Source organism: Salinibius halmophilus (assembly GCF_003577475.1).
Taxonomy (GTDB): domain Bacteria; phylum Pseudomonadota; class Gammaproteobacteria; order Pseudomonadales; family Natronospirillaceae; genus Salinibius; species Salinibius halmophilus.
The window spans coordinates 131913-152216 of record NZ_QPEP01000009.1; the positions used below are offsets into that span (position 1 = coordinate 131913).

General features: G+C 49.8%; 19 protein-coding genes. 6 read left to right on the forward strand and 13 right to left on the reverse strand.

All coding sequences use genetic code 11. The features are described 5' to 3' along the window. Window positions 1-3: 3 nt before the first annotated feature. The 4 genes from ptsP to DUW71_RS11730 all read right to left on the reverse strand — a co-directional run bounded on the left by ptsP (window position 4) and on the right by DUW71_RS11730 (window position 6200). The gene (ptsP, locus tag DUW71_RS11715; protein ID WP_199671214.1) at window positions 4-2565 is read right to left on the reverse strand and encodes a phosphoenolpyruvate--protein phosphotransferase; all 2562 of its coding nucleotides are present in this window, start codon (window positions 2563-2565) and stop codon (window positions 4-6) included. Between the two features lie 226 nt (window positions 2566-2791). Then, on the reverse strand, window positions 2792-4237 hold the full coding sequence (locus DUW71_RS11720) for a sensor histidine kinase (protein ID WP_158584033.1): 1446 nt from the start codon (window positions 4235-4237) through the stop codon (window positions 2792-2794). Beyond that, on the reverse strand, window positions 4224-4946 hold the full coding sequence (locus DUW71_RS11725) for a response regulator (RefSeq protein ID WP_119395441.1): 723 nt from the start codon (window positions 4944-4946) through the stop codon (window positions 4224-4226). The genes DUW71_RS11720 and DUW71_RS11725 overlap by 14 nt, the downstream gene beginning before the upstream one ends. 18 nt (window positions 4947-4964) lie before the next feature. Next, window positions 4965-6200, reverse strand: a complete 1236-nt coding sequence (locus DUW71_RS11730; protein WP_119395442.1) for an ABC transporter substrate-binding protein — start codon at window positions 6198-6200, stop codon at window positions 4965-4967. 50 nt (window positions 6201-6250) lie between these two features. On the opposite strand from DUW71_RS11730, the gene clpB reads away from it, so the two are divergent. From clpB to DUW71_RS11745, 3 genes are all read left to right on the forward strand, one after another. Further along, window positions 6251-8839: an ATP-dependent chaperone ClpB gene (gene clpB, locus DUW71_RS11735; RefSeq protein ID WP_119395443.1), complete on the forward strand. Its 2589-nt coding sequence runs from the start codon at window positions 6251-6253 to the stop codon at window positions 8837-8839. A 50-nt stretch (window positions 8840-8889) separates the two neighbouring features. Further along, a complete protein-coding gene (locus tag DUW71_RS11740; RefSeq protein WP_119395444.1) occupies window positions 8890-9162 on the forward strand; it encodes a DUF134 domain-containing protein in 273 nt (90 codons plus the stop codon). A gap of 159 nt (window positions 9163-9321) precedes the next feature. Next, a complete protein-coding gene (locus DUW71_RS11745) occupies window positions 9322-9687 on the forward strand; it encodes a PaaI family thioesterase (protein ID WP_119395445.1) in 366 nt (121 codons plus the stop codon). 16 nt (window positions 9688-9703) lie between these two features. Here DUW71_RS11745 and DUW71_RS11750 read toward each other — a convergent pair whose 3' ends face one another. From DUW71_RS11750 to DUW71_RS11765, 4 genes are all read right to left on the reverse strand, one after another. After that, entirely contained in the window at window positions 9704-10522 is an 819-nt protein-coding gene (locus DUW71_RS11750; RefSeq protein WP_119395446.1) for a hypothetical protein, read from the reverse strand. After that, window positions 10519-11148 (reverse strand): TetR/AcrR family transcriptional regulator, encoded by a 630-nt coding sequence (locus tag DUW71_RS11755; protein WP_119395447.1) that lies wholly within the window; start codon window positions 11146-11148, stop codon window positions 10519-10521. The genes DUW71_RS11750 and DUW71_RS11755 overlap by 4 nt, the downstream gene beginning before the upstream one ends. A gap of 3 nt (window positions 11149-11151) precedes the next feature. Further along, window positions 11152-12045 (reverse strand): hypothetical protein, encoded by an 894-nt coding sequence (locus tag DUW71_RS11760; protein WP_119395448.1) that lies wholly within the window; start codon window positions 12043-12045, stop codon window positions 11152-11154. 116 nt (window positions 12046-12161) lie between these two features. Further along, entirely contained in the window at window positions 12162-12428 is a 267-nt protein-coding gene (locus DUW71_RS11765) for a TIGR03643 family protein (RefSeq protein WP_119395449.1), read from the reverse strand. 297 nt (window positions 12429-12725) lie between these two features. Here DUW71_RS11765 and DUW71_RS11770 point away from each other — a divergent pair, with 297 nt between their 5' ends. Together DUW71_RS11770 and DUW71_RS11775 are read left to right on the forward strand one after the other, a co-directional pair. Further along, window positions 12726-13553 (forward strand): CvfB family protein, encoded by an 828-nt coding sequence (locus tag DUW71_RS11770; RefSeq protein WP_119395450.1) that lies wholly within the window; start codon window positions 12726-12728, stop codon window positions 13551-13553. Window positions 13554-13692: 139 nt separating this feature from the next. Next, window positions 13693-14565, forward strand: a complete 873-nt coding sequence (locus tag DUW71_RS11775; protein ID WP_119395451.1) for a LysR family transcriptional regulator — start codon at window positions 13693-13695, stop codon at window positions 14563-14565. On the opposite strand, the gene DUW71_RS11780 is transcribed toward DUW71_RS11775, so the two are convergent. From DUW71_RS11780 to DUW71_RS17830, 5 genes are all read right to left on the reverse strand, one after another. Then, window positions 14552-15127, reverse strand: a complete 576-nt coding sequence (locus tag DUW71_RS11780) for a c-type cytochrome (RefSeq protein ID WP_119395452.1) — start codon at window positions 15125-15127, stop codon at window positions 14552-14554. The genes DUW71_RS11775 and DUW71_RS11780 overlap by 14 nt on opposite strands. A 36-nt stretch (window positions 15128-15163) precedes the next feature. Further along, window positions 15164-15403 carry a hypothetical protein gene (locus tag DUW71_RS11785; RefSeq protein WP_119395453.1) on the reverse strand — a complete coding sequence of 80 codons (240 nt, stop codon included), beginning with the start codon at window positions 15401-15403 and terminating at the stop codon, window positions 15164-15166. A gap of 44 nt (window positions 15404-15447) precedes the next feature. Next, the gene (locus DUW71_RS11790) at window positions 15448-15993 is read right to left on the reverse strand and encodes an Lcl C-terminal domain-containing protein (RefSeq protein WP_119395454.1); all 546 of its coding nucleotides are present in this window, start codon (window positions 15991-15993) and stop codon (window positions 15448-15450) included. Beyond that, window positions 15990-17531 (reverse strand): ethylbenzene dehydrogenase-related protein, encoded by a 1542-nt coding sequence (locus DUW71_RS11795; protein WP_119395455.1) that lies wholly within the window; start codon window positions 17529-17531, stop codon window positions 15990-15992. Before DUW71_RS11795 ends, DUW71_RS11790 begins: the two co-directional genes overlap by 4 nt. 74 nt (window positions 17532-17605) lie before the next feature. After that, window positions 17606-19501: a pre-peptidase C-terminal domain-containing protein gene (locus DUW71_RS17830; RefSeq protein WP_119395456.1), complete on the reverse strand. Its 1896-nt coding sequence runs from the start codon at window positions 19499-19501 to the stop codon at window positions 17606-17608. Window positions 19502-19699: 198 nt separating this feature from the next. Here DUW71_RS17830 and DUW71_RS11805 point away from each other — a divergent pair, with 198 nt between their 5' ends. Then, complete coding sequence (locus DUW71_RS11805) at window positions 19700-20293, forward strand: GDSL-type esterase/lipase family protein (protein ID WP_119395457.1); 594 nt, start codon at window positions 19700-19702, stop codon at window positions 20291-20293. The last annotated feature ends 11 nt before the right edge of the window (window positions 20294-20304 follow it).

Genomic DNA, 20304 nt, shown 5'->3' on the forward strand with positions numbered 1-20304 from the left:
CTCCTACCCAATTACTTTTGCTGCCAAAGCGCGAACTGCTTTGGCATCTGTGGCGACGAGTGCGGCATTAGCAACCTGTGAGCAGGTTGCTTCATCAAGCTGGCGCACGATGGCACGAATTTCTGGAATCACTGGTACTGAACAGGACAGCTCGGTGACACCTAAGCCAATTAGTACAGGCACTGCTTCGGGGTCCGAAGCGATACCACCACAAACACCTACCCAACGACCGTGCTTTTGAGCGCCTTTTACTGCTTGGGCGATCATGCGCAATACCGCAGGTTCTAAGCCATCAGCAAAGGCCGCCATTTTTGGATGGCCACGGTCCATAGCGAGTACATATTGGGTGAGGTCGTTTGAGCCCACTGAGAAGAACTCAGCGTGTTCAGCCAGTTGGTCAGCGATCATTGCGGCGGAAGGCACTTCAATCATGATGCCAACATCGCAAGCCTGAACGCCCAAGTTCTGCGCTTCTTCAAGTACAACAGCCTTAGCGGCGACCAATTCTTCAACACGGGCAATCATTGGGAACATGATCTTGGCGTTGCCGCACTTTGCGTGGGCGCGCAGAATGGCGCGTACTTGGGTGCGCAGAATGCTTGGGCGATTCAGACCAATGCGAATACCACGTTCACCAAGGAATGGGTTTTCTTCTTCTGGCAATGGCAAGTAGCTAAGCGGCTTGTCACCACCCACATCTAGGGTGCGGATAATGATTGGCTTGCCCGGCATAGCGGCCAGAATTTCACGGTAACTATCAAACTGCTCGTCTTCAGTTGGGGCAGTTTGACGGTCCTGGAATAGGAACTCTGTGCGTAATAAGCCAGAGCCGTCAGCACCTTTGGTTAGGCCTTTAGCGGCATCGGCAGCCGTGGCGATATTTGCCATCACTTCGATATGGCGACCATCTTTTAGGTTTGCTGGTTCGCTAGCAGCTTGTTCTGCTTGCGCTAATTTTGCTTCGCGAGCTTTTTTCGCCGTCAGCAATGCGTCAACTTGCTCAGAGCTTGGGTTGATGCGAACAGTGCCGGCTTGGCCGTCGATCATTAGCTTATCGCTAGCTTTGATATCAGCGATATCGCTGCCAAGGCCAGCGATAGCAGGTAGGCCTAGTGCGCGAGCAATAATGGCTGAGTGCGACGAAGCACCACCCACTTCAGTGACAAAACCAAGTACTTTGTCAGTGTCTAGTGAGGCTGTTACTGACGGAGTCAAATCTTTTGCCACCACTACACAGTTAGCTGGGTAGGTAACTTCGATTGCGACACCTAAGAGGTTTTTTAGTACTCGGCCTTCTAGGTCACGAAGGTCAGCCGCACGACCAGCAAGTAGCGGATCATTTGTTGCAGTCAGAATCTGCACTTGCGCATCGATTGCTTTAGCAAAAGCTGCTTCGGCTGATGCACCGCTTTGCAATGCTGCGAGTGCTGACTGACTTAGGTCGTCGTCTGCTAGCATGCCGCGATGGGCAGTGAAAATTTCGGCTTGTGATTTACCAGCATTGTCGGCAATTAGTTGTTCTAATTGGCGATCAGACTGAGTAATTGCGTCTTTAAGGCGCTTCGCTTGCGCCGCTGAATCGGCTGCTGTGGCAGGGTATTCAGGTAATTCGGTTTGTAGCCAGAAGGCTTCGCCAATTGCCAAACCAGGCGCGGCGGCAACACCAGCAAGCTGGCCTGCAACTTTTTCTTTAACGCCAATAAGTGGTGTTTCTTGTGTTACTTCAACCGCTGGTGCTGCAACGGGTGCAGCCAATTCGGCTTCAGTTAGTGGTGCAAAGCTTTCGCCCAGGCCAGCATCGATAACGCCTTTGATGTCGGCAAGGTGTTTGGCGGCATCGCTGCCGGTAACGGTTAACACTAGGTGGTCGGCGCGTTTGGTGCCTAGGCCCATTAGTGCAACCACAGAGTTAGCTTTAGCTGTGTTATCGCCTCTGGTTAGCGTCACTTGGCAACCAGACTTCTTAACGGCTTCAACTAATACGGCAGCAGGGCGAGCATGCAAACCTTGTGGGTTTGGCAATACCACTGTGGCTGATTCAGTGCTTGCGCTCTCAGCATGTTCAGCCACCGCGCTTGCATCGGCAGTATTCGCTGCACTAGCCAACGTCATAGAAAATAGGGTTTCGCCTTGCTGTACCAACGCCTTGTTAGTGAACTCAAAGCGCTCAACTTGGTCAGAATTGGTAATGATGATTTCAGTCATCAATGCTTGCGCGTGAGTGGCGATGTAGTCGGCATCAAACTCAATTAACGGCTCGCCAGTTTTAACTTGCTGGTTTAGCGCAACCTTAGTTTTGAAGCCTTGGCCTTTTAGTGCAACGGAATCTAGGCCGATGTGTAGAAGTACTTCAATGCCTGACGCGTGGGTGATTGCGACAGCGTGCTTTGCATCATGCAATTGCGTCACTGTGCCATCAAATGGAGCAACCAATAAGTTGCTTGTTGGATCAATTGCACAACCATCACCCACCATCTTTTCGGCAAATACCGGGTCAGGAATGTTTGCAATTGCTACATAAACGCCTGTAAGGGGGGCGTGCAGGGCTAAATTTTGCTGTGCCACCATAGAATCCTAGATCTAACTTTACTGGCACCTCATCCTGAAGCATCCAGCATATGATCAACGGCGAGGCATTTCCCTAAGGGTTGTTTCTCGCCAACCTAGGACTGACTCTATGAGATCTATTCGGTGGGGTATCTATAAGATTTGCTACAAATTCCAACCCAGCTTGCAAAGCATTGAGAAGTCTTGCAAAACCTTTCAGCAGGGGCGGCTGTGTTGATGTGAATCAGTTGAATGGTAGGCGTATTTCGGCTACCAGGCCCTGGGTTTCATGATTCTTCAGTATGACTTTGCCGCCTAAACCCTTAACCAAAGTACTGGTTATACTCAAGCCTAACCCTAGCCCTTTGTGATTTTGCTCGCGGCCATGATTCAAGCGCACACCTGGGCGGAATAAAAACTCAAGTTGTTCAGCGGGTACACCAGGACCAAAGTCGCGAATATAAATCACCATCTCATTGGCTTGCTGGAATAGCCGTAAATCCACTTTTTTGCCGTAGTTAAAGGCGTTGCTGAGTAAATTGTCTACCGCACGCTTAAGGGCCAACTGTTTGGTTGTTAGGGTAATTGGGTCATAGTGGAAATCGATCTGACGGTTTTCTAACCGGTAACCATCCACTAAATGATTCAATAATTCATGTACGGCAATCGGCTGAGCGTTTTCGTCTAACGCTGTTTCTTTCACCGATCTCAGTGCTGCCGTCACCATTTGAGCAAGGTCGTCTAGATCTTCGTGCAGTGATTCACGCATTTCATCATCGTCAATAAATTCTGTTCTTAACTTTAAGCGTGTAATGGGCGTTCTTAGGTCATGGCTGATGGTGGAGAATAAGCGTTGTCGATCTGACAAAAATGCCTGAATACGGGCTTCCATCGACAGCAAAGCTTGCCGAAGTTGTAAAAACTCTTCACTACCGTGCTCAGGGATGGGATCGTGCTGCTGACCTTTGCCAAAGCTTTCGGCGGCATTAGCAAGCTGGGCTAATGGTCCTGTAACAGAGCGCACGAGAGGAACGAGCAAAAACAAGACCGTTAACAATGGAATGATCTGTAGCGTCAGTCGCTCCAAACTGAGTGGCTGAGACTTTTCTAAAAAATAGGGATCAGGCATCAAGCCTGCTAGGTATAACCACTGTGATTGGTTTATTTTTACCTGCGCGATCATTACTGGTGCGGGGTTGGGCTGCAACAATGTGCTGAACTCAGTCCACTGGCGCGGCACCTCGGTCAGCTTGGTGCCTGAGCTGTCCACCGCAACATTATCTGGCCAAGCAAGTGCTGCTTCAACCTCGTATCCGGGTCCAAGCTCGCCGAGCAACGATTGTCGAAAACTTGCAACGGTACTCTGGATAACCTGGCCACCCTCAATGGCGGTAATCGATACGGGTTCTGAATTGACTTGAAAGAAAAAACGACCCCCTCCCATGTCGAGCAGTTGGTCTATCACTAGTGGTTGGTGCGAAGCTGGTAGCGTTGCAAAATATTGTGTGGTGGAGGCTGCCGCTTGCCCAAGGTAGCGCGCTGCTTCGCTCGCCTCGCGCTCTGCTTCGGCTTGCAATACCGAAGTCCAGGTAAGGGTAACCGCCGCTTGCGTAAACAGTATGCCCACCGACAACGTTAACAACATGCGGCCAAGTAAGGACCTTGGCAGCCAGCGTTCAATCGCCGCCATGGCGTTTGACCTCGGCAGCAAACACATAACCAGCGCCACGAACCGTTTTGATAAAGCGCTGCTGGCGTCCCTCGTCCTTTAAGCGAGCGCGTAGGCGGCTAATTTGCACGTCTAAATAGCGATCTAGCGGCCCTGGGTCTCGTCCTCGTGTGGCTTCGGCCAGTTGTGTGCGGTCAACAATCGCGCCGGCGCGTTCAACTAAGTACAGGAGTAGCTGATACTCACCACCGGACAAGGCAATCACATCACCGTTAGGGTCGGTCAGGGTGCGGCCGACTGTGTCCAGTTGGTATCCTTCAAACTGATAGAATCGATCGCTTTTGCTTCGTTCAGTGGGTGCGTCGGTGCGGCGCAAGATGGCTTTGATGCGTGCCAATAACTCGCGAGGGTTAAATGGCTTGCCCAAATAGTCGTCGGCGCCCAGCTCTAAGCCAACAATACGGTCGGTTTCATCGGCACTGGCTGTTAGCATGATAATCGGCGTGCTGGTTGTTTGGCGTAATTGTCGACAAACAGAGAAACCGTCTTCATCCGGTAACATAACGTCTAGTACCACCAGAGAAACGGTATCAGCATGCTGCTTAAAGGTGGCGATCGCTGAGCGTGCATCAATGGCCGTTAGCACGTCAAACTGATTGCGTTGTAGGTAGGCTTCTAACAATGACAATATTTTTTCGTCATCATCGACGACTAAGATCGTTTTATTCATAGCGTGTCTTCAAATCACTTATTGCGAAAGCAGAGCGGCCAGCTCATTGGCGAGCCTCTGCTGTGCTTGTTCTGGCGTTTGTTTACGGTCGGAGTAGAAACGATCCACCACATGAATAAACACGTTGCGCGCTTCCTCATTGTTAGCCGCCCGGTGCACCATGCTCGGCAAGGCATCCCCCGAATGAAAGTCTTCAAATGATTGAGCACTACAGTCATCATAGTCAACAGGTACATCTGAGCGAGCAGGAATGGTTCCTTTGGCGCTAGAAAACCTTGCCTGCACATTTGGGTCACTCAACAGCAAACTTATCTCTCGAGCAACATCATCAGCTACATGGTTGAAAATTACAAAACTATCGACACTATAAACATGCTTGCTGCTTTGTAAAAACGTGGAACAGCCTAGGGCAAAATTGCTGCTTGTTGGCTGCAGCGCGAGTTCCGCCTTGGCCCAGTCGCCCATCACTTGCATGGCAGCCTTACCTTCGGCAATGGCTTGTGAATGGTGTTGCCAATCTCGCGTCGCTTCATTGCTGATAAAGGGTTGTAACTGCCTAAATCGCTCGAAAACAAGGCGCATGTCGCTACCTAGTATCACATTAGCATCAAAGCCTTGCATCACCGCCAGATATTGGCTGGTGTCCAGGGTGGCGGCCATTATGACTTCGAACAGGGTAGCCAGTTGCCAGGGTTGTGAAGACTGCGCCAGTGGCGTAACTCCGGCTGCTTGAATCTGTTCTAGCTGCTCAATAAACCCTTGCCAAGTTTCCGCCGGGGTAATGTTTAACTGCTCGAATAGCGCTTGGTTGTAAACCAGAGTATTAATTCGATGGATAGAGGTAGGAATGGCAAAGGGCTCGCCGTCGAGTGAGACCAAAGGCAGTACTTGTGCAGCCAAAGCGCGGGGCCAGGCATTGTATTCTGAGCTTTTGGCTTGGGTATGGAAAAAGCCAAGTTTGGCCCAGTCGCGAATACTCGGGCCCACCACTTGCGCGATATCTGGCGATTCGCCGCTGAGCACCTTGGCACGTAATACTTTTAGCGCGCCTTCACCCGCACCACCACTCACTGCCACTGGCTGCCAATCAAACCCTCGCTCAGCAAAGGCTTCCACTAGTACTGCTTCTGCGGCTTGCTCACTGTTGGATGTCCACCAATGGAGCGCGGTAACGGGCTTACTGTGGGCGAGGGGTGCCAGCAAAAATAGAAAATATATCCACTTGGTTAATTTATAACCTTGAAAAGCAAGCATGGCTCCCCTATTGAAAAGGTAATGTTGAAACAAATTCGGAGGCTAGTGCCATGCGAATGGATAGACTAACCACTCGCCTACAAATCGCGTTAACCGATGCCCAATCTGTGGCAGTAGGCCGAGATCATAATTTATTAGACCCAGCACACTTGTTATTAGCATTAATTGATCAACAAGAATCTGGCATTCGACCGCTGCTCAGTCAAGCAGGAATCAATGTTACCCCACTGCGTGATCAACTGGTCAGCTACCTAAACGACCTGCCGCGCATCAATGACTTTGATGGCAATATTAGCCTGTCTAACGATCTTGGGCGGGTATTAAATGTTGCTGATAAGTTGGCGCAAGAACGTAGCGACCAATATATATCAAGCGAGTTGGTTGTGTTAGCCATAGCCAAAGATAAAGGCAAAGTAGGCAAACTACTGCGCGATGCTGGCGGTAGCGAAAAAGCCATCAGCGATACCATAGATAACATTCGTGGTGGCGAAAAAGTTGAAGACCCAGATGCCGAGCAAAACCGCCAAGCATTGGAAAAATACTGCCAAGACTTAACCGCCCGGGCAGCAGCGGGCTCGCTCGACCCAGTGATTGGCCGTGATGATGAAATCCGTCGCACCATTCAGGTATTGCAACGTCGGCGCAAAAATAACCCGGTACTCATTGGTGAGCCTGGGGTAGGTAAAACTGCTATTGTTGAAGGCCTAGCGCAGCGCATTATCAATGGTGAGGTGCCTGAAGGGCTGAAGAATAAACGGGTGTTGTCGTTGGATATGGGGGCCTTAATCGCTGGCGCTAAGTTTAGGGGTGAGTTTGAAGAACGGCTAAAAGCCGTGCTCAATGATTTGGCTAAACAAGAAGGGCAAATCATTCTGTTTATTGACGAGCTACACACCATGGTCGGCGCTGGTAAAGGCGAAGGGGCGATGGATGCTGGCAACATGCTAAAGCCCGCGCTAGCGCGTGGCGAGTTGCACTGTGTGGGGGCGACTACGCTAGATGAGTATCGCCAGTACATCGAAAAGGATGGCGCCCTAGAGCGTCGCTTCCAAAAAGTATTGGTGCAAGAACCAAGTGATGAAGACACTATTGCCATCTTGCGTGGTTTAAAAGAAACCTATGAAGTGCACCACGGGGTCGATATTGCCGATGAGGCCATTATTGCCTCGGTTCGGTTGAGTCAGCGCTATATCAGTGACCGCCAACTACCGGATAAGGCGATTGACCTAATTGACGAAGCCGCCAGTCGCATTCGTATGGAAATTGACTCCAAACCAGAAGAAATGGACCGCCTAGAGCGGCGCTTAATTCAGCTAAAAATTGAAGCTGAAGCACTGAAAAAAGAAACCGACCAGGCCACCAAGCTGCGCTTAGAAGAGTTGAAAAAACAGATTGCCTTGGCTGAGCGTGAGTTTGCCGATTTGGAAGAAGTGTGGCAGTCAGAAAAAGCTTCGCTGCAAGGTGGCAATCGCATTAAAGAACAGTTAGAACAAGCGCGTAAAGATATGGATGCGGCCAAGCGAGCTGGTGATTTAACCAAACTTTCGGAGCTGCAGTATGGTTTGATTCCAGAGCTTGAGCGTCAGCTTGATATGGCCAGCCAAGCAGAAATGATGGATCGCAAGCTGTTGCACAACAAGGTCACCGAAGAGTCGATTGCCAAGGTCATTAGTCGCTGGACAGGCATTCCTATTGAAAAAATGCTGCAAGGTGAGCGGGAAAAATTGCTGAAACTTGAAGGCAATTTGCACGAGAAAGTTATTGGCCAAGAAGAAGCCGTGTCGGCCGTTGCCAATGCCGTGCGCCGCTCGCGCGCTGGCTTAGCCGACCCGAATCGGCCAAATGGTTCGTTTTTATTTTTAGGCCCAACCGGCGTGGGGAAAACAGAGCTATGCAAAGCCTTGGCAACTTTCTTGTTTGATTCAGAAGACGCCATGGTACGCGTTGATATGTCTGAATTTATGGAGAAGCACTCAGTAGCGCGCTTAATTGGTGCCCCGCCAGGGTATGTGGGTTATGACGAAGGTGGCTATTTAACCGAGGCCGTGCGTCGCCGCCCATATAGTGTGCTGCTACTAGATGAAGTTGAAAAAGCGCACCCAGATGTATTTAACATCTTGCTGCAAGTGCTCGAAGATGGCCGCTTAACCGATGGCCAAGGGCGCACTGTCGATTTTCGCAATACTGTGATCATTATGACCTCCAACCTTGGCAGCGATGTGATTCAAACGCTGGCAGGGGAAGCGAACTACGAGGCGATGAAAAACAGCGTTATGGAAGTGGTGGGTCAGCACTTTAGACCAGAGTTTGTTAACCGAATCGACGATGTGGTGGTATTCCACCCACTTACTAAAGCACAAGTTGGTAGCATCGCGCAGATTCAGCTGGCACGCTTGAATAAGCGCTTAGCTGAGCAGAACCTGACACTCAACGTAGATGATGGGTTGATTCAGTTTATTAGCGAAACGGGCTTCGACCCAGTGTATGGTGCGCGCCCATTAAAACGCGCCATCCAAACCTATGTGGAAAACGAGCTGGCAAACGAGCTATTGGCTGGTAAATTTGCTCCAGGGCAAGAAATCTACGCCGATGTTGAAAATGGCAAGGTACAGTTTTCAACAAAAGTTTCAGTTCACTAACTGCGGTGGGGCTGCAAAGCCCCGCCACTAATTATAATTGAGAGCAAGTGATGCCACGCCAAAAAATTCCTCGCCGTATCTGCTCAATCCCAAAATGCTCGTATTTCAAACCGAACGGTATTCCAATGCCAGAGCTTGAGGTTATAGCGTTGGCTGATGATGAACGCGAAGCCATGTGTCTAGTAGATAATCAAGGGTTACAACAAATTCAAGCTGCCGATGCCATGGGCGTGTCTCGGCAAACGCTTGCCAACTTACTTAAATCGGGCCGCAAAAAAGTGACCGATGCTCTGCTCAACGGCAAGGCACTTAAGATGAAGTGAGTCATATCAGTAACTTTAATATGGCATATGCTATAAATGGTCACCCAAAAATGAAACTTTCGGCACGCAAGGTGCCTGGTTAACTAAGGTGACTCGTTATGAATAAAGGGCATCAATCAAAGCACAGATGCCAAAAATCTTGTGCTGGGCAATGTCCACATGACAACTGAGTTTGTTGGTCTGGCGCAACTACCTGTCAAATACCGAGTGACTGAACAAGGCATAATTGGTCGATGCCAGTTAAACGCCAACTGGCAGGGGTATCAGGGCCTACTGCATGGTGGCATTGCTGCTACGTTGATCGATGACGCCATGGTCAACTGTTTGCTGGCGCACCGGATCCAGGCAATGACGGCAAGCTTAACGCTAAGATACCTACACCCAGTTCCCGTTACTCAGCCAATGGAAGTGGTGGTACAGATCACTGAGCAAAAGCGGCGGTTGCACTGCCTGCAAGCTAACTTACACGTTGCCGGGCGCGTGAGTGTTATGGCAAATAGCAAGTTTATGGCGACTGCTAACTAGCTGTGCTTGCCGTTTATCAATCAAACTCGGGCTCGGGTGGGAATAATAAATCACGCTGAGCCATCAGCGCGTCACAGTCGGTGAGGTTAGGTGGTATGCGCACCAACAATAACGGATTTAAGCCCCAGTCTAATACTTGTGCGGGGTTCGCTGGGCGATCGAACAATCGGCTACTCGCACCAATCACTAACTGCTCAGACTGATCACGCACATAGCCCTCTAGCCGATATCGATTGGTTAAGGCAATTTCATTGGCAAAGCGCTCACGGCGGGCAATGTATAGCTCACCCTTATAAAACCCACCGACCAATAGCTCAACGGTCACACCAGGGTTGCCATCATTGTCGGCATCAATAAATTGATACTGACTAGGGTCTTGCACTAAGGGTTTATTTGGATCAGCTGCCACACCAAGCAAGGTTGGCGTCTCAGCCCGGCTTAGCCACCAAGTATTGTCGCGTTTGCTGACGGTTAACTCATGATCGGGCGGCACAATAGCGCGTGTGGCTGCATCGCTGAAGTAAGACTCAACCGAGTTATAGTTGATTTTGTGTGAGGCACTGCAAAAGCGGTCGCGCTGCATGAGCGTGTCGCCGTCTAAGTAGATAGTAGTAAAGCCATATGAAATGACAAAAGTGCGCATGCTGTCGTCTTCATAAGCCACTACATCGTAATGCCCATAGTGGCCAACCGCAGCTGCTTTGGCTTCACTTTTGCTCAATTGGCTAAAGTCTTCTGCTGTACTTGCAGCGTACAGGGGAGATTGAGGCCAAGGCATAGGTGTGGCACAACCCGCTAGGGTTAGCGTGGCTAATATAGTAAACAGACATCTCATTGTTGATAGTGCTCAATTAACTGGTCGAATATCGGTTGACCTGACGCTGTGCAATACGGTTGTAACAAGGCTATTAGATGCACAATACCGGCACAAACTTGCTGTTTATTGAGCGCTTGCTGGCTGTTGATTTGGCTAAACCCTACCCAAAAGCCGGTTACTAGGCGCATTAAATCAACAAGTATTGGGATCTGTTGGGCTTGAATGCAGATAATGTTGTGATCGCTAAGCCAGCGCACTGCGGCTTCGGCGCGCGCCTGAAGAAATTGATGTGCCGCCAAATATTGCGCCTGCAGTTCACTGTCTCGTGCTAATAACGCCGGCATGTTGGCGTGTAAAAATCGATAGCGCCAAATACTGTCGAAGATTTCTTCGCAATACTGGGCTAAAAAGTCGCTGTTGCTTTGCTCAGAATCTGGCTGGCGTATGGTGCTTTCAATGTGGTCGATATAGCGCTGAAAGATTGCCCGGATAATTTCTTCTTTGTTGCGAAAGTGGTAGTACAGCACACCCGTGCTAATGCCTAGTGATTTGGCGATATGGTTGGTGGTGACATCCCTGTCACCTTGTTCGTTAAACAGCGCTAAGGCTGATGTAATAATGCGAGCTTTGGTATCTTTGGCCACGGTTTATGCTGTGCTGCGAATGGTCTGTGGTGGATAGTCTCGCACACTTGGTGGTGGGGTTTCACCAAAAGGTGGCTCCTGAGTTGGGCTATTACGTTTGCGCCAGAAGTACCAGACTAAGAAAGGTACGTGTAGCACTAGGTTAATTAAGCCCCATACCCACAGCACTTGGGCGTTCATCCAGCTGCTTGAATCCATTAATGGCACAAAGACTTCACTAACCGAGCGAACCAAAATATGGAAGGCCAGCGTGTATACCCGGGCGATAATGTATAACTCTGGGCGGCGCTTAAGAATTGGGTAGAGCTCAGCGGCAATCAGAATGCACATCGAAGCAGCAAAGTATGGGCCGGCTTCGCCATAAACAAACGCCATATTCCACGTGGTATACAGGAAGTTCCATGCCGCGGTGGAGTAGAACAGCAGGTCGTTAGGGGCTTCTTTGCCAATCACCCAATAAACCCGTTCGCCATTTTTGTAGCGTGGGAATGGAATGGTAATGCAAAGGATTACACCACAAATGGCATTAAAGTAATTGGCAGTGGCGAAGTCTTTCAGGGTCGCCTCGGCAATATTTAAGAACAAAATGCCGTAGAGGAACATCAATACCCAGTCACCACGAAAGAACGCCAAAAACTTGTGGGGATTGTCTTTATACAACCAAGCAATGCGGGCAAACCCCACAACGAGCGCGGTAGGCAGCAGCACACTTAACGTTTTTGCCCAGCGGAACCAACCATCTAAATACTCAAACCAAAACGGGAAGCTAAGCAGCGAGAGCAGCCAAAACACCAAAGCGAACCATGGCTTTTTGCGCATCACTTCAACCAAAGCCAGAAGCAGCACAATGTAGCCACCCATGCTTAGAACATATTGCCAGATAGGGATATCGTTCATACGCCAACTCCTCAACTGCCCACTGCAGTTTTATGTTTTAGAGTAATTACTCTAAATTTGGCGTAATGGTTAAGTATTGATCAGGGTCACTAACTTGAACTATGTAAGAAAATTACTTATCCACGTTTATACTGGGTAGGGCAATATGCCCGCGAGATGTCAGGTGAGCGCAGGGCTTTGTGCTTGGTTGTTCGCCCTGTCATGCGCTTGCGCCACATTTTAAAACTACTTGCTTTCATTTCTTGCCGCATCAACTTGATGGTTTGATCTTCGGTTAAACCATATAAATCATAAATGGCATCAAAGGGTGTTCTATCTTCCCAGGCCATTTCTATAATGCGCGACACATCCGCCGTCGAAAAATTAGGTAACTTGTTTGCCATATCAAAACTCCATTGTTGGGCTGCGCGATTAACTAAAGAGCTTTGGCGAACACGGTACTCGCTATTCGACACGCCGCAAGTACATCCATGTAGGCTCACTCTCTAAACAAAAAGGCGCTCCCTGCGGGTGACGGTCTCATATCAAGCACCGTGAACACCAAGCTTGTTGCTTAGTTTAAACGCGCTTTATAGCTGGCAAACAATACGCACGGTTGGCTGCAACAGATGGTCCCCCAGACACAGCTATTTAGCCGAGTATCTGTTAAACTATGGCAAAGCTAAAATTGAGTAAGATGCATGATTGAAGTTGGCAAAGTGGCCCAGTTACAGGTCGCCAGTTTTAACGATCACGGTGCCATGGTGGCAGCCGGTAAGTTTGGTGAGTTATTTGTTCCAGCCAAAGAGTGCCCGAAGGGTACACAAGCGGGTGATTGGATCGAAGTATTTCTCTTTCGCGATCAACGCGGAGACGTCGTGGCCTCGGGGCAAATTCCTTATGCGCAAGCAGGAGAGTTTGCTTGTTTAACGGTGAAAACGGTTAATAACATCGGTGCGTTTTTGGATAACGGCATGGCGAAAGAGTTACTGTTACCCTTTGCCGAGCAGAAGCGACCAGTGGAACCAGGGCAAAACGTTGTGGTGTTTGTCACCATCGAGCAACAAAAAGGCCGTTTGGTTGCCTCGACTCGGTTAAATAAGTTCCTCATTGAGCCGGAAGGCTTGCGCCCGCACCAGAAAGTGAAGCTGCTGATCGAAGCGCGTACCGATATTGGTTACAAAGCCATCATTAACGATCAAAGCTTTGGCATGGTGTTGTTTGACGAGGCTGAAGGTCACCAGCTGCATATTGGTAAAAAGCTGGATGGTTGGGTAAAACGGGTGCGCGACAGTGGCAAAGTAGATTTAAGCCTAACCAAGCTTGGTTTTGCCCGCAGCAAAGACATCAGTGAAATGATCATGGACCTAATTGAGATTGAGGGCGTGGTTGAGTTGGGCGATAAAAGCGACCCCGAAGACATTAAAGCTGAGTTTGGCTGTAGCAAAAAAGCGTTCAAAAGTGCCGTTGGCCATTTGCTTAAGGCCGGTAAAATTAAAGCTGAGCCAACACGATTGCTTAAGGCTTAATTTAGGCGCTCAAGGCATGGCGACTTCGTAAGCGCTATTAAGGCACTTTAGAGTGCTTTGTAATAATTAGTAAAAACCGGGTTTTTATGAATAAAAATCCGGTTTTTTGCTATAAATAAGAATAAAAATTGGTGGCTTTATGGATTGGCAAACAATCAATTTTGACTGGAATAGGGCACGGGCATTCTGGGTTGTGGCCAAAGAAGGGTCATTGTCGGGTGCTGCCCGGGCGATTGCCACAACACAGCCAACCATTGGTCGCCAAATTAGTGCCCTAGAGCAGCAGTTGAAAGTTACCTTGTTCGACCGAGTTGGCAATCAGCTAAGGCTGACGGACAGTGGTGCGGCATTGTTAGAGCAAGTAGAGCAAATGGGGCAGGCTGCCACACAGTTTTCCTTGGTGGCACATGGTCAAGAGCAAGCCATTGAAGGCGAAGTCACCATTGCGGTCACTGAGTTAGATGGCCGGTTTCTATTGCCCAAGATCGTGCAGGCGGTGCGAGCCAAAGCGCCGGGCATTCGCCTTTGTGTGCGAGTGTCTAACGAGGTGAGTGATTTAAAACAGCGCGATGCCGATATGGCCATCCGCTATCAGCGCCCCTCGCAACCAGATTTAATTATCCGTCAATTGCATCAAGAGCGTGTGTGGCTGTATGGCACGCATGAGTTGTGCGCCAAGCATGCAAACAGTCTCAGTCAGGTGCCCATTATTGGGTTTGAAGACTATCGTCGCCAAATCGCTTTTTTAAACCAGATTGGTTGGCAGCTTAGTGAATCGGATGTAGTGGTGACCTGTGACAGCCAAACCAGTCAGATTGAAATGTTGCGCCAAGGTATTGGCTTTGCCTTTTTACCAGAGCCTATCGCTGGCAGGTTCCCAGAGCTTACGCCAGTGGCAAACCAGCAGCCCATTGATCTGACTGCTTGGTTGGTTTGCCAGCGGGAACTGCACACTAGCCGACGTATGCGGCTAGTGTTCGACACCATTGTCGAGCAGCTCACTGGCGAGTAATCGCCAATACTTCCTCACCATGGGTGATCGTCAGTTCAGCGATACCAGGGGCGATGTCCATGGCAACGTTTGCTCGCGGGGCAACCGTGTATGGCTCATCGTTAATGGTGATATGGGCGCTGTCGCTGCCACCATTGTGTACAACGAGCTGGCCATAAACATTTAGCAGTAGTGTCTCGTCTGTCTCATGGCTGATGCCGTTGCGATCTAGTGTTACCTTAATTAGCTGGCGCTCAGCAAGTTGGCTAAGGTAGCGATCAATGGCGTCATACTTGTCGTCATCCATCGCACGCGCCAACCCTTGCATCACTGGAATACTTTCAAAAGCGTGTTGTAAGCGCTCAAGGCTTGAATGGCGAATATTATTGCCGACACTTTCGCCGCCATCACCGTACTCGCCATGGCAAACAGCACAGCCCATGCCACCAACCATTTGATAAACCGCTTTATCCGCTTGGTTAATGGGTGTGGGAGGTGTGGTTGAATAATTAGGTTGCAGTGGTTCGTGGGCCAACACTGCCAAGGCACCAACCAATAAGCCGGCACAAATAATTGCTCTCATAATGATTCTCCAAAAAAATAGACAAGTTTAGGTTGCTTAAACTTGTGGTTTTGGAGGCCGTTGTGGTGGCTTGGCATCAAGGCGGATAGGCGAGGGCGCACTGGTTGCAACGACCGTTGCGACAAGTGGGCGTTGGCTAATAACTGGTGCTACCGCCGTGAGCATGGCACAGCAAGGCTCATGCAATTGTACCTGGGGTACATCACAATGATGGTCGCTACAGCTTGGTGGCGTTAGCCATGCGAACAGCAAGGTAAACAAAATTAGCCATTTCATAGCGCTAGTCTAGCGAGTGTAGGCTTTACCCTCGCTGACACACGTCACTCCTGGGCGCTGCTGACTAATCGCAACCAAGCTGGGCGATTACTGCCAAGTGGATACACTTGTCCATCTTTAAAGTTCACCACCAGTGGCTCCCTCTGTGCCATGGTTTGGGTCCAGTACGGGCCTTGCACGGTGCGCGGAAACAGGTAACTGTTGATTAGCGGGCCCCCAGGCGTGGTGGCATCATCTAATAGCCCTGTTAACTCAGCAACCGTTGGCAAGCGCCAGTTACTGCGCCCACAGCGATTAGTGGTGTTTAGGTGGTCGATTAAATCCTGCGTATCACAGCCAATAAACTGGTTTACATTCTGGCAGCTGCCGCGGTTGGCTGTGCCACGCTCTTGTTGATACCAGCTATAGGTATTTTTGTAGTGTAGGTAATCATCGGTTAAGCCTTTTACCTCCCACAATAAGTCACCTTGTGCCACGCAGCTCCATGGGCCACTGCGGGCTGGAACTGCCTGCCCAGAGCCGTCTATTTTTTGCCAAGCTTGCGCCGAGTTGATGAATAAAATAAGCGAAAGTAATACGATCAGCTTCATTGACTTAGCTCCAGAATCACTGGTCGGTGGTGATAACGGTGCCGTGTTTGAGCATGGTCAAATACGGCAAAAAACATGGCTGTGCCACTAGCAATTGGCACATCGTAGTCTGAACCCGTATCCAGTTGGCGAGCCAGTTCTATGTTCCACCAGCCGTCTTGCCAGGTCGCAACGCCACGCACATCTCCGCGGTCCCCATCATATTTGGTGACCAGCATTACTGACGGCATTTGGCTACCAACCGGAAGTTCATCAATGTTCGGCTGATAGTCATGACTGCGATACCAGTTCCAGGCTGCGGCGTTGTTTAGCGTTGGCGGTAAGCTAGCATCAATAAGTTGGTCTGGCGGTACATCGTTATCAGGCAGGCGCCTAGGCACAACGCCTTCGGGCTTAAAAAATGTCCAGTTATAGCGAATGCCACCTTGGATTTTTGGGTCTGGTTGATAGCCAGCTTTATAGCGCGGGCAAAATTCACAAGCTTTGGCTGGGCTACCAAAGTGCATGTCATCTGGCCCGCCCAAGCCAGTTCCGCGTACGGCTTTCCAATGCCAAACATCAAGAATGCTGCCGTCGGTGGTGTAATGAAATCCGCGCTGCGAGCGAGACTCGGGGTGATTGGCTAGTGGCTTACGCCCCAAGTGTACTGAGTTACCACCACTGGCACGGCTATTGGCTAGCATAACCGCCATTTTATCCTCGTAATAATTCAGCTCATCATCGCGCTCGAAGCCATTAGAAAGTGCCTGCCAGCCCTCCTCGGTTTTTACCAAAGGAAGATGCTCAAGGCTTTGTTCGAGGTCTTGCCAGCGTACATTGGCATAAAAGGTGTTGCCATCATGAAAGGCGCGCACGGTCAATGTGGTAGTTTGCTGATCGCTGGCACCCTGGCCAAGCGACAGGGTTTTTGTTGGCAGTTGTTGCCAAACTGGTTCATCGGGAGAGCCATCAATGCTAATGGCGGCGCTATGCTTGGGCACGGTTAAAAACGGCAGCAGTTGGCGGTCGAGTTGCCAAGCGAGAATGGCAGCGATCACAGCCGTGAGTGCTACGGCAACGAGCGGTTTTCCCAAGGCAAAGCTGCGCCAAATCCAAGCTAACTTGCCACGCCAAAACTGTATTAGGCTGTGGGCAACAATGATTAAAACAAATGCCCATGCAGCCAGTTCGTGCAGCCAGTCAATCCAGCGGGCGGGTAGCCACCACCAAAGCATTAAGCCGGTGAAAGCAAGCAATAAGGTTAGGCCATAGATCGCCCACAATAGTTGTTGGTGGCTGCGATCAATTCGCCGTTTTTTAGTGCTGGGTAACTTGTTGCGCAGTACTAAATAAGCAGGCACCAGTGCAAACCAACCAATGGCGGCAAGGCTGTGATACAGCACCACATTACCTTGCCAACGTAGCCAATCTGGAATTGGCAAAAGCGGCGTTAAGTCATCTTGGGCAATGCTGATGCCACTGGCGAAGCTGATGATCAATAACACTAAGCTCAGCCAATGCAACCAGGCTTGGCTAGCTTTTGCTGTGTGAATACTCATGGGCTTTCTCGATACAACAAATATAGGCGGCCAAGTGGCCGCCGTTTATTGCTAAGGTAGGAATACTGAATGGCTTAGCAACTTAGTAACTGCCAAACTGACCAAGAGCCCGAGTTTTGTGCTGGGTTAGCACCTCGGTTCCACCATTGTGCTTCATACAAGTTACCGTTGTAGAGCACCTTATCGCCTTGGGTGTAAATGGCATCGCTATTCCAAGCCGTGCCTGTGCAGCTACCAATAGGCGTTGGCGTTACAGTTGGTGAAACGACAGGCGTCACAATTGGCGTAACAATAGGGGTAACGACAGGTGTTGGTGTCGCATCGGCCCACTCAGCTACCACTTGATAGCTCGAGGTATTCGCTGAATATCCGCGCACGCCGATGTACCAAGTGTTGTTGCCGTTGTTTGCTTCGGTACACGACTCAGCCGAGCCATCTATGTACGGTCGACAATCGTAGCTTGAAGTGGTTGGCGCACTGCCTCGGCGCACATACAAGTCCGCATCATTGTTACCCGACAGTGTGACCTTCAGTGACGCTGCGCTGGCTGGCACATCAATGGTGTAGATATCGAACTCGTTGCGTGCAACCTGGCCACTGGCTGGTTTGCCATTTTGTAGCCTTAGGTCCGGTGCTGGGGTAACGATAGGTGTTGGCGTTGGTGTGCTAGCCTGTGCCCAGCGGCTTAGGCCGTTACTGGCTTTTTCTAGCACATAGACATCACCAACGTTAGCAGCTTGCCAAAGCGATAGCGCTGGCAGTGCTAGTGGATTTGCATCGCGCTGAGCCTTGCTGACACCGGTGCCAAAACTGTTGCCAGAAAACGGCACGGTGCGAATGTGTAACTCGCTACCAACCGTTTGAATGACTTTCAATTGGCCGAAGCTATCTTGATCTGCAATCCAGCTGCTGTTGCGGTCGGCTGGGCGAGTAGGTGCACCCCAGCTACCTTCACCAATGTAAACGGTGCCGGCATTATCGTTGCGCTGGTAACCGTAGTTCGACGCCACAACTGGGTAGGTGTACTTCACTAGGTGTGAATCAGACTCCACGACCAAGTTCATATCGTAGTTGGTAAAGTCAGCTGCCCATTGCACCATGTAGCTGTTGCTTGATGGCTTAGACGTGGTTCGTGGATACATTGGCTTGTGGTATTGCGCGACCTTCCATGTGGCAGAATTGCCAGCTAGATCACTTTGCAGCCATGATTTTTGCTGATTCCAATAGCTGCTGTAACCGGATAAACGAAACTCGGTATTCAGTGTGTAAGCCCGCACCTGACCAATGTTCATAGCAAAGTAGGTGTCATCTAGCGTACAGCGGTTATCGTTGTCTCGGTCTACACCAAATACTTCACAGATAAAGCGTTGGTCGTCGTTTTCATGGTTGCCTACAGTTGGAATAAGTGGGTAAACACGTTTGGCTGGTTGCCCATCAATGGTGTCGTTCGAGAACGTTAACTGCCAGTCTTCTAACCACTCTTCTAGTTCGTAGTAGCGGTTGCGATCGGTAAAGTCACCACCGAACATAACAAACTCAGGTCGAACGCGCGATACCACTCGATTGCCTTCTTGACGGGCATTACGATAGGTGCGTGAGTCGCCACCGGCAATAAAAGTCATATCTGCTGAACTGGTCGGCGCGGTTTTAAACCAGTAGGTGTCGCCACAGGTGCTATTACAGATTTGGAACTGAACTTCGCTGTTAGCAGGCAAGTTATCAAGATCAACGAAGTGGCTGCGCAAGCTACCATCAAAAGTAAAACTGCGGTCAACCGCGGCAGTTTGCCAGTTGCCACCCGCTACCTTGTAGCGCACATTGCCAGTTGTGCTCGATGAGTAGCCGATGACTGCATGTGAACTTGGGTTTTGGTCCCAAATTACCCTAGGTAAATCTGTATCGAGTGCCTGCGCATTCGCGGCGGCAATGATAGCAGTGGATAGGGCAAGGGCTTTGTTAGATGTTTTCATTTTTATGCTCCTTGAGTTAGCCGTCTCAAGGTAGCAGTGGTTTATAACAGCTTACCAATTGGTATGGTGTTAGAAAATATGTAATAACCAGTGTTCAATCGACAAAAAAAATATTCATTAAAGTATGAAAACAGTAGCGAAACGTAAACACAACATTGTATAGAATAATGCCAAACGCACAGAAGCAGGAGGGAAGTCGTGAGAGTGTTGTGTTTCGGCGATTCAAATACTTGGGGCTACTGCCCAAAAACGGGAAAACGTTATGAAAGCCCTTGGCCCCGAATTTTGCAAAATTTGGCACCAGAACTAGATATTTACATTGATGCATCACCTGGTAGGACTACCTGTTTGGATGGGGCACATCAAGAACAAATAAACGGTTTGCAAGACCTGCAAAGTCGCTGGCAACGCCAACAATTCGATCGTGTTTTGGTAATGCTGGGCACCAATGATTTGCAAGCACGGTTCAAAAGCTCTGTTCTTGAAGTAGTCGAGCGGCTACAGCGCTATGTGCAATGGATAGGTCGCGAGCGCACCGTGCTTGTTGCACCAGTGGCGATTCAAGAAGTTGGAATGTTCGGCCAGATGTTCCACGGCGCTACCAGTAAAAGCTTGCAACTTGCTGGCGCGATAGAGTCATTGGCCCAGCAACTGGGTTGCGGTTTTATTGATGCCAATGCTTTCGTAGCAAGCAATGGCATCGATGGGGTGCATTGGTTACCCGATGATCATGAAGTATTTGCCCAAGGGGTTGCCCGGTATCTGCAAGGCTACTGGCAACAGAGGGCATAAAAGCGCCGGCG

What these genes read in the sequence shown, in the direction of transcription:
- DUW71_RS11720 (WP_158584033.1), bottom strand. Translation starts at nt 4,237, where the DNA reads ATGGCGGCGATTGAACGCTGGCTGCCAAGGTCCTTACTTGGCCGCATG.
- DUW71_RS11725 (WP_119395441.1), bottom strand. Translation starts at nt 4,946, where the DNA reads ATGAATAAAACGATCTTAGTCGTCGATGATGACGAAAAAATATTGTCA.
- DUW71_RS11730 (WP_119395442.1), bottom strand. Translation starts at nt 6,200, where the DNA reads ATGCTTGCTTTTCAAGGTTATAAATTAACCAAGTGGATATATTTTCTA.
- clpB (WP_119395443.1), top strand. Translation starts at nt 6,251, where the DNA reads ATGCGAATGGATAGACTAACCACTCGCCTACAAATCGCGTTAACCGAT.
- DUW71_RS11740 (WP_119395444.1), top strand. Translation starts at nt 8,890, where the DNA reads ATGCCACGCCAAAAAATTCCTCGCCGTATCTGCTCAATCCCAAAATGC.
- DUW71_RS11745 (WP_119395445.1), top strand. Translation starts at nt 9,322, where the DNA reads ATGACAACTGAGTTTGTTGGTCTGGCGCAACTACCTGTCAAATACCGA.
- DUW71_RS11750 (WP_119395446.1), bottom strand. Translation starts at nt 10,522, where the DNA reads ATGAGATGTCTGTTTACTATATTAGCCACGCTAACCCTAGCGGGTTGT.
- DUW71_RS11760 (WP_119395448.1), bottom strand. Translation starts at nt 12,045, where the DNA reads ATGAACGATATCCCTATCTGGCAATATGTTCTAAGCATGGGTGGCTAC.
- DUW71_RS11765 (WP_119395449.1), bottom strand. Translation starts at nt 12,428, where the DNA reads ATGGCAAACAAGTTACCTAATTTTTCGACGGCGGATGTGTCGCGCATT.
- DUW71_RS11770 (WP_119395450.1), top strand. Translation starts at nt 12,726, where the DNA reads ATGATTGAAGTTGGCAAAGTGGCCCAGTTACAGGTCGCCAGTTTTAAC.
- DUW71_RS11775 (WP_119395451.1), top strand. Translation starts at nt 13,693, where the DNA reads ATGGATTGGCAAACAATCAATTTTGACTGGAATAGGGCACGGGCATTC.
- DUW71_RS11780 (WP_119395452.1), bottom strand. Translation starts at nt 15,127, where the DNA reads ATGAGAGCAATTATTTGTGCCGGCTTATTGGTTGGTGCCTTGGCAGTG.
- DUW71_RS11785 (WP_119395453.1), bottom strand. Translation starts at nt 15,403, where the DNA reads ATGAAATGGCTAATTTTGTTTACCTTGCTGTTCGCATGGCTAACGCCA.
- DUW71_RS11790 (WP_119395454.1), bottom strand. Translation starts at nt 15,993, where the DNA reads ATGAAGCTGATCGTATTACTTTCGCTTATTTTATTCATCAACTCGGCG.
- DUW71_RS11795 (WP_119395455.1), bottom strand. Translation starts at nt 17,531, where the DNA reads ATGAGTATTCACACAGCAAAAGCTAGCCAAGCCTGGTTGCATTGGCTG.
- DUW71_RS17830 (WP_119395456.1), bottom strand. Translation starts at nt 19,501, where the DNA reads ATGAAAACATCTAACAAAGCCCTTGCCCTATCCACTGCTATCATTGCC.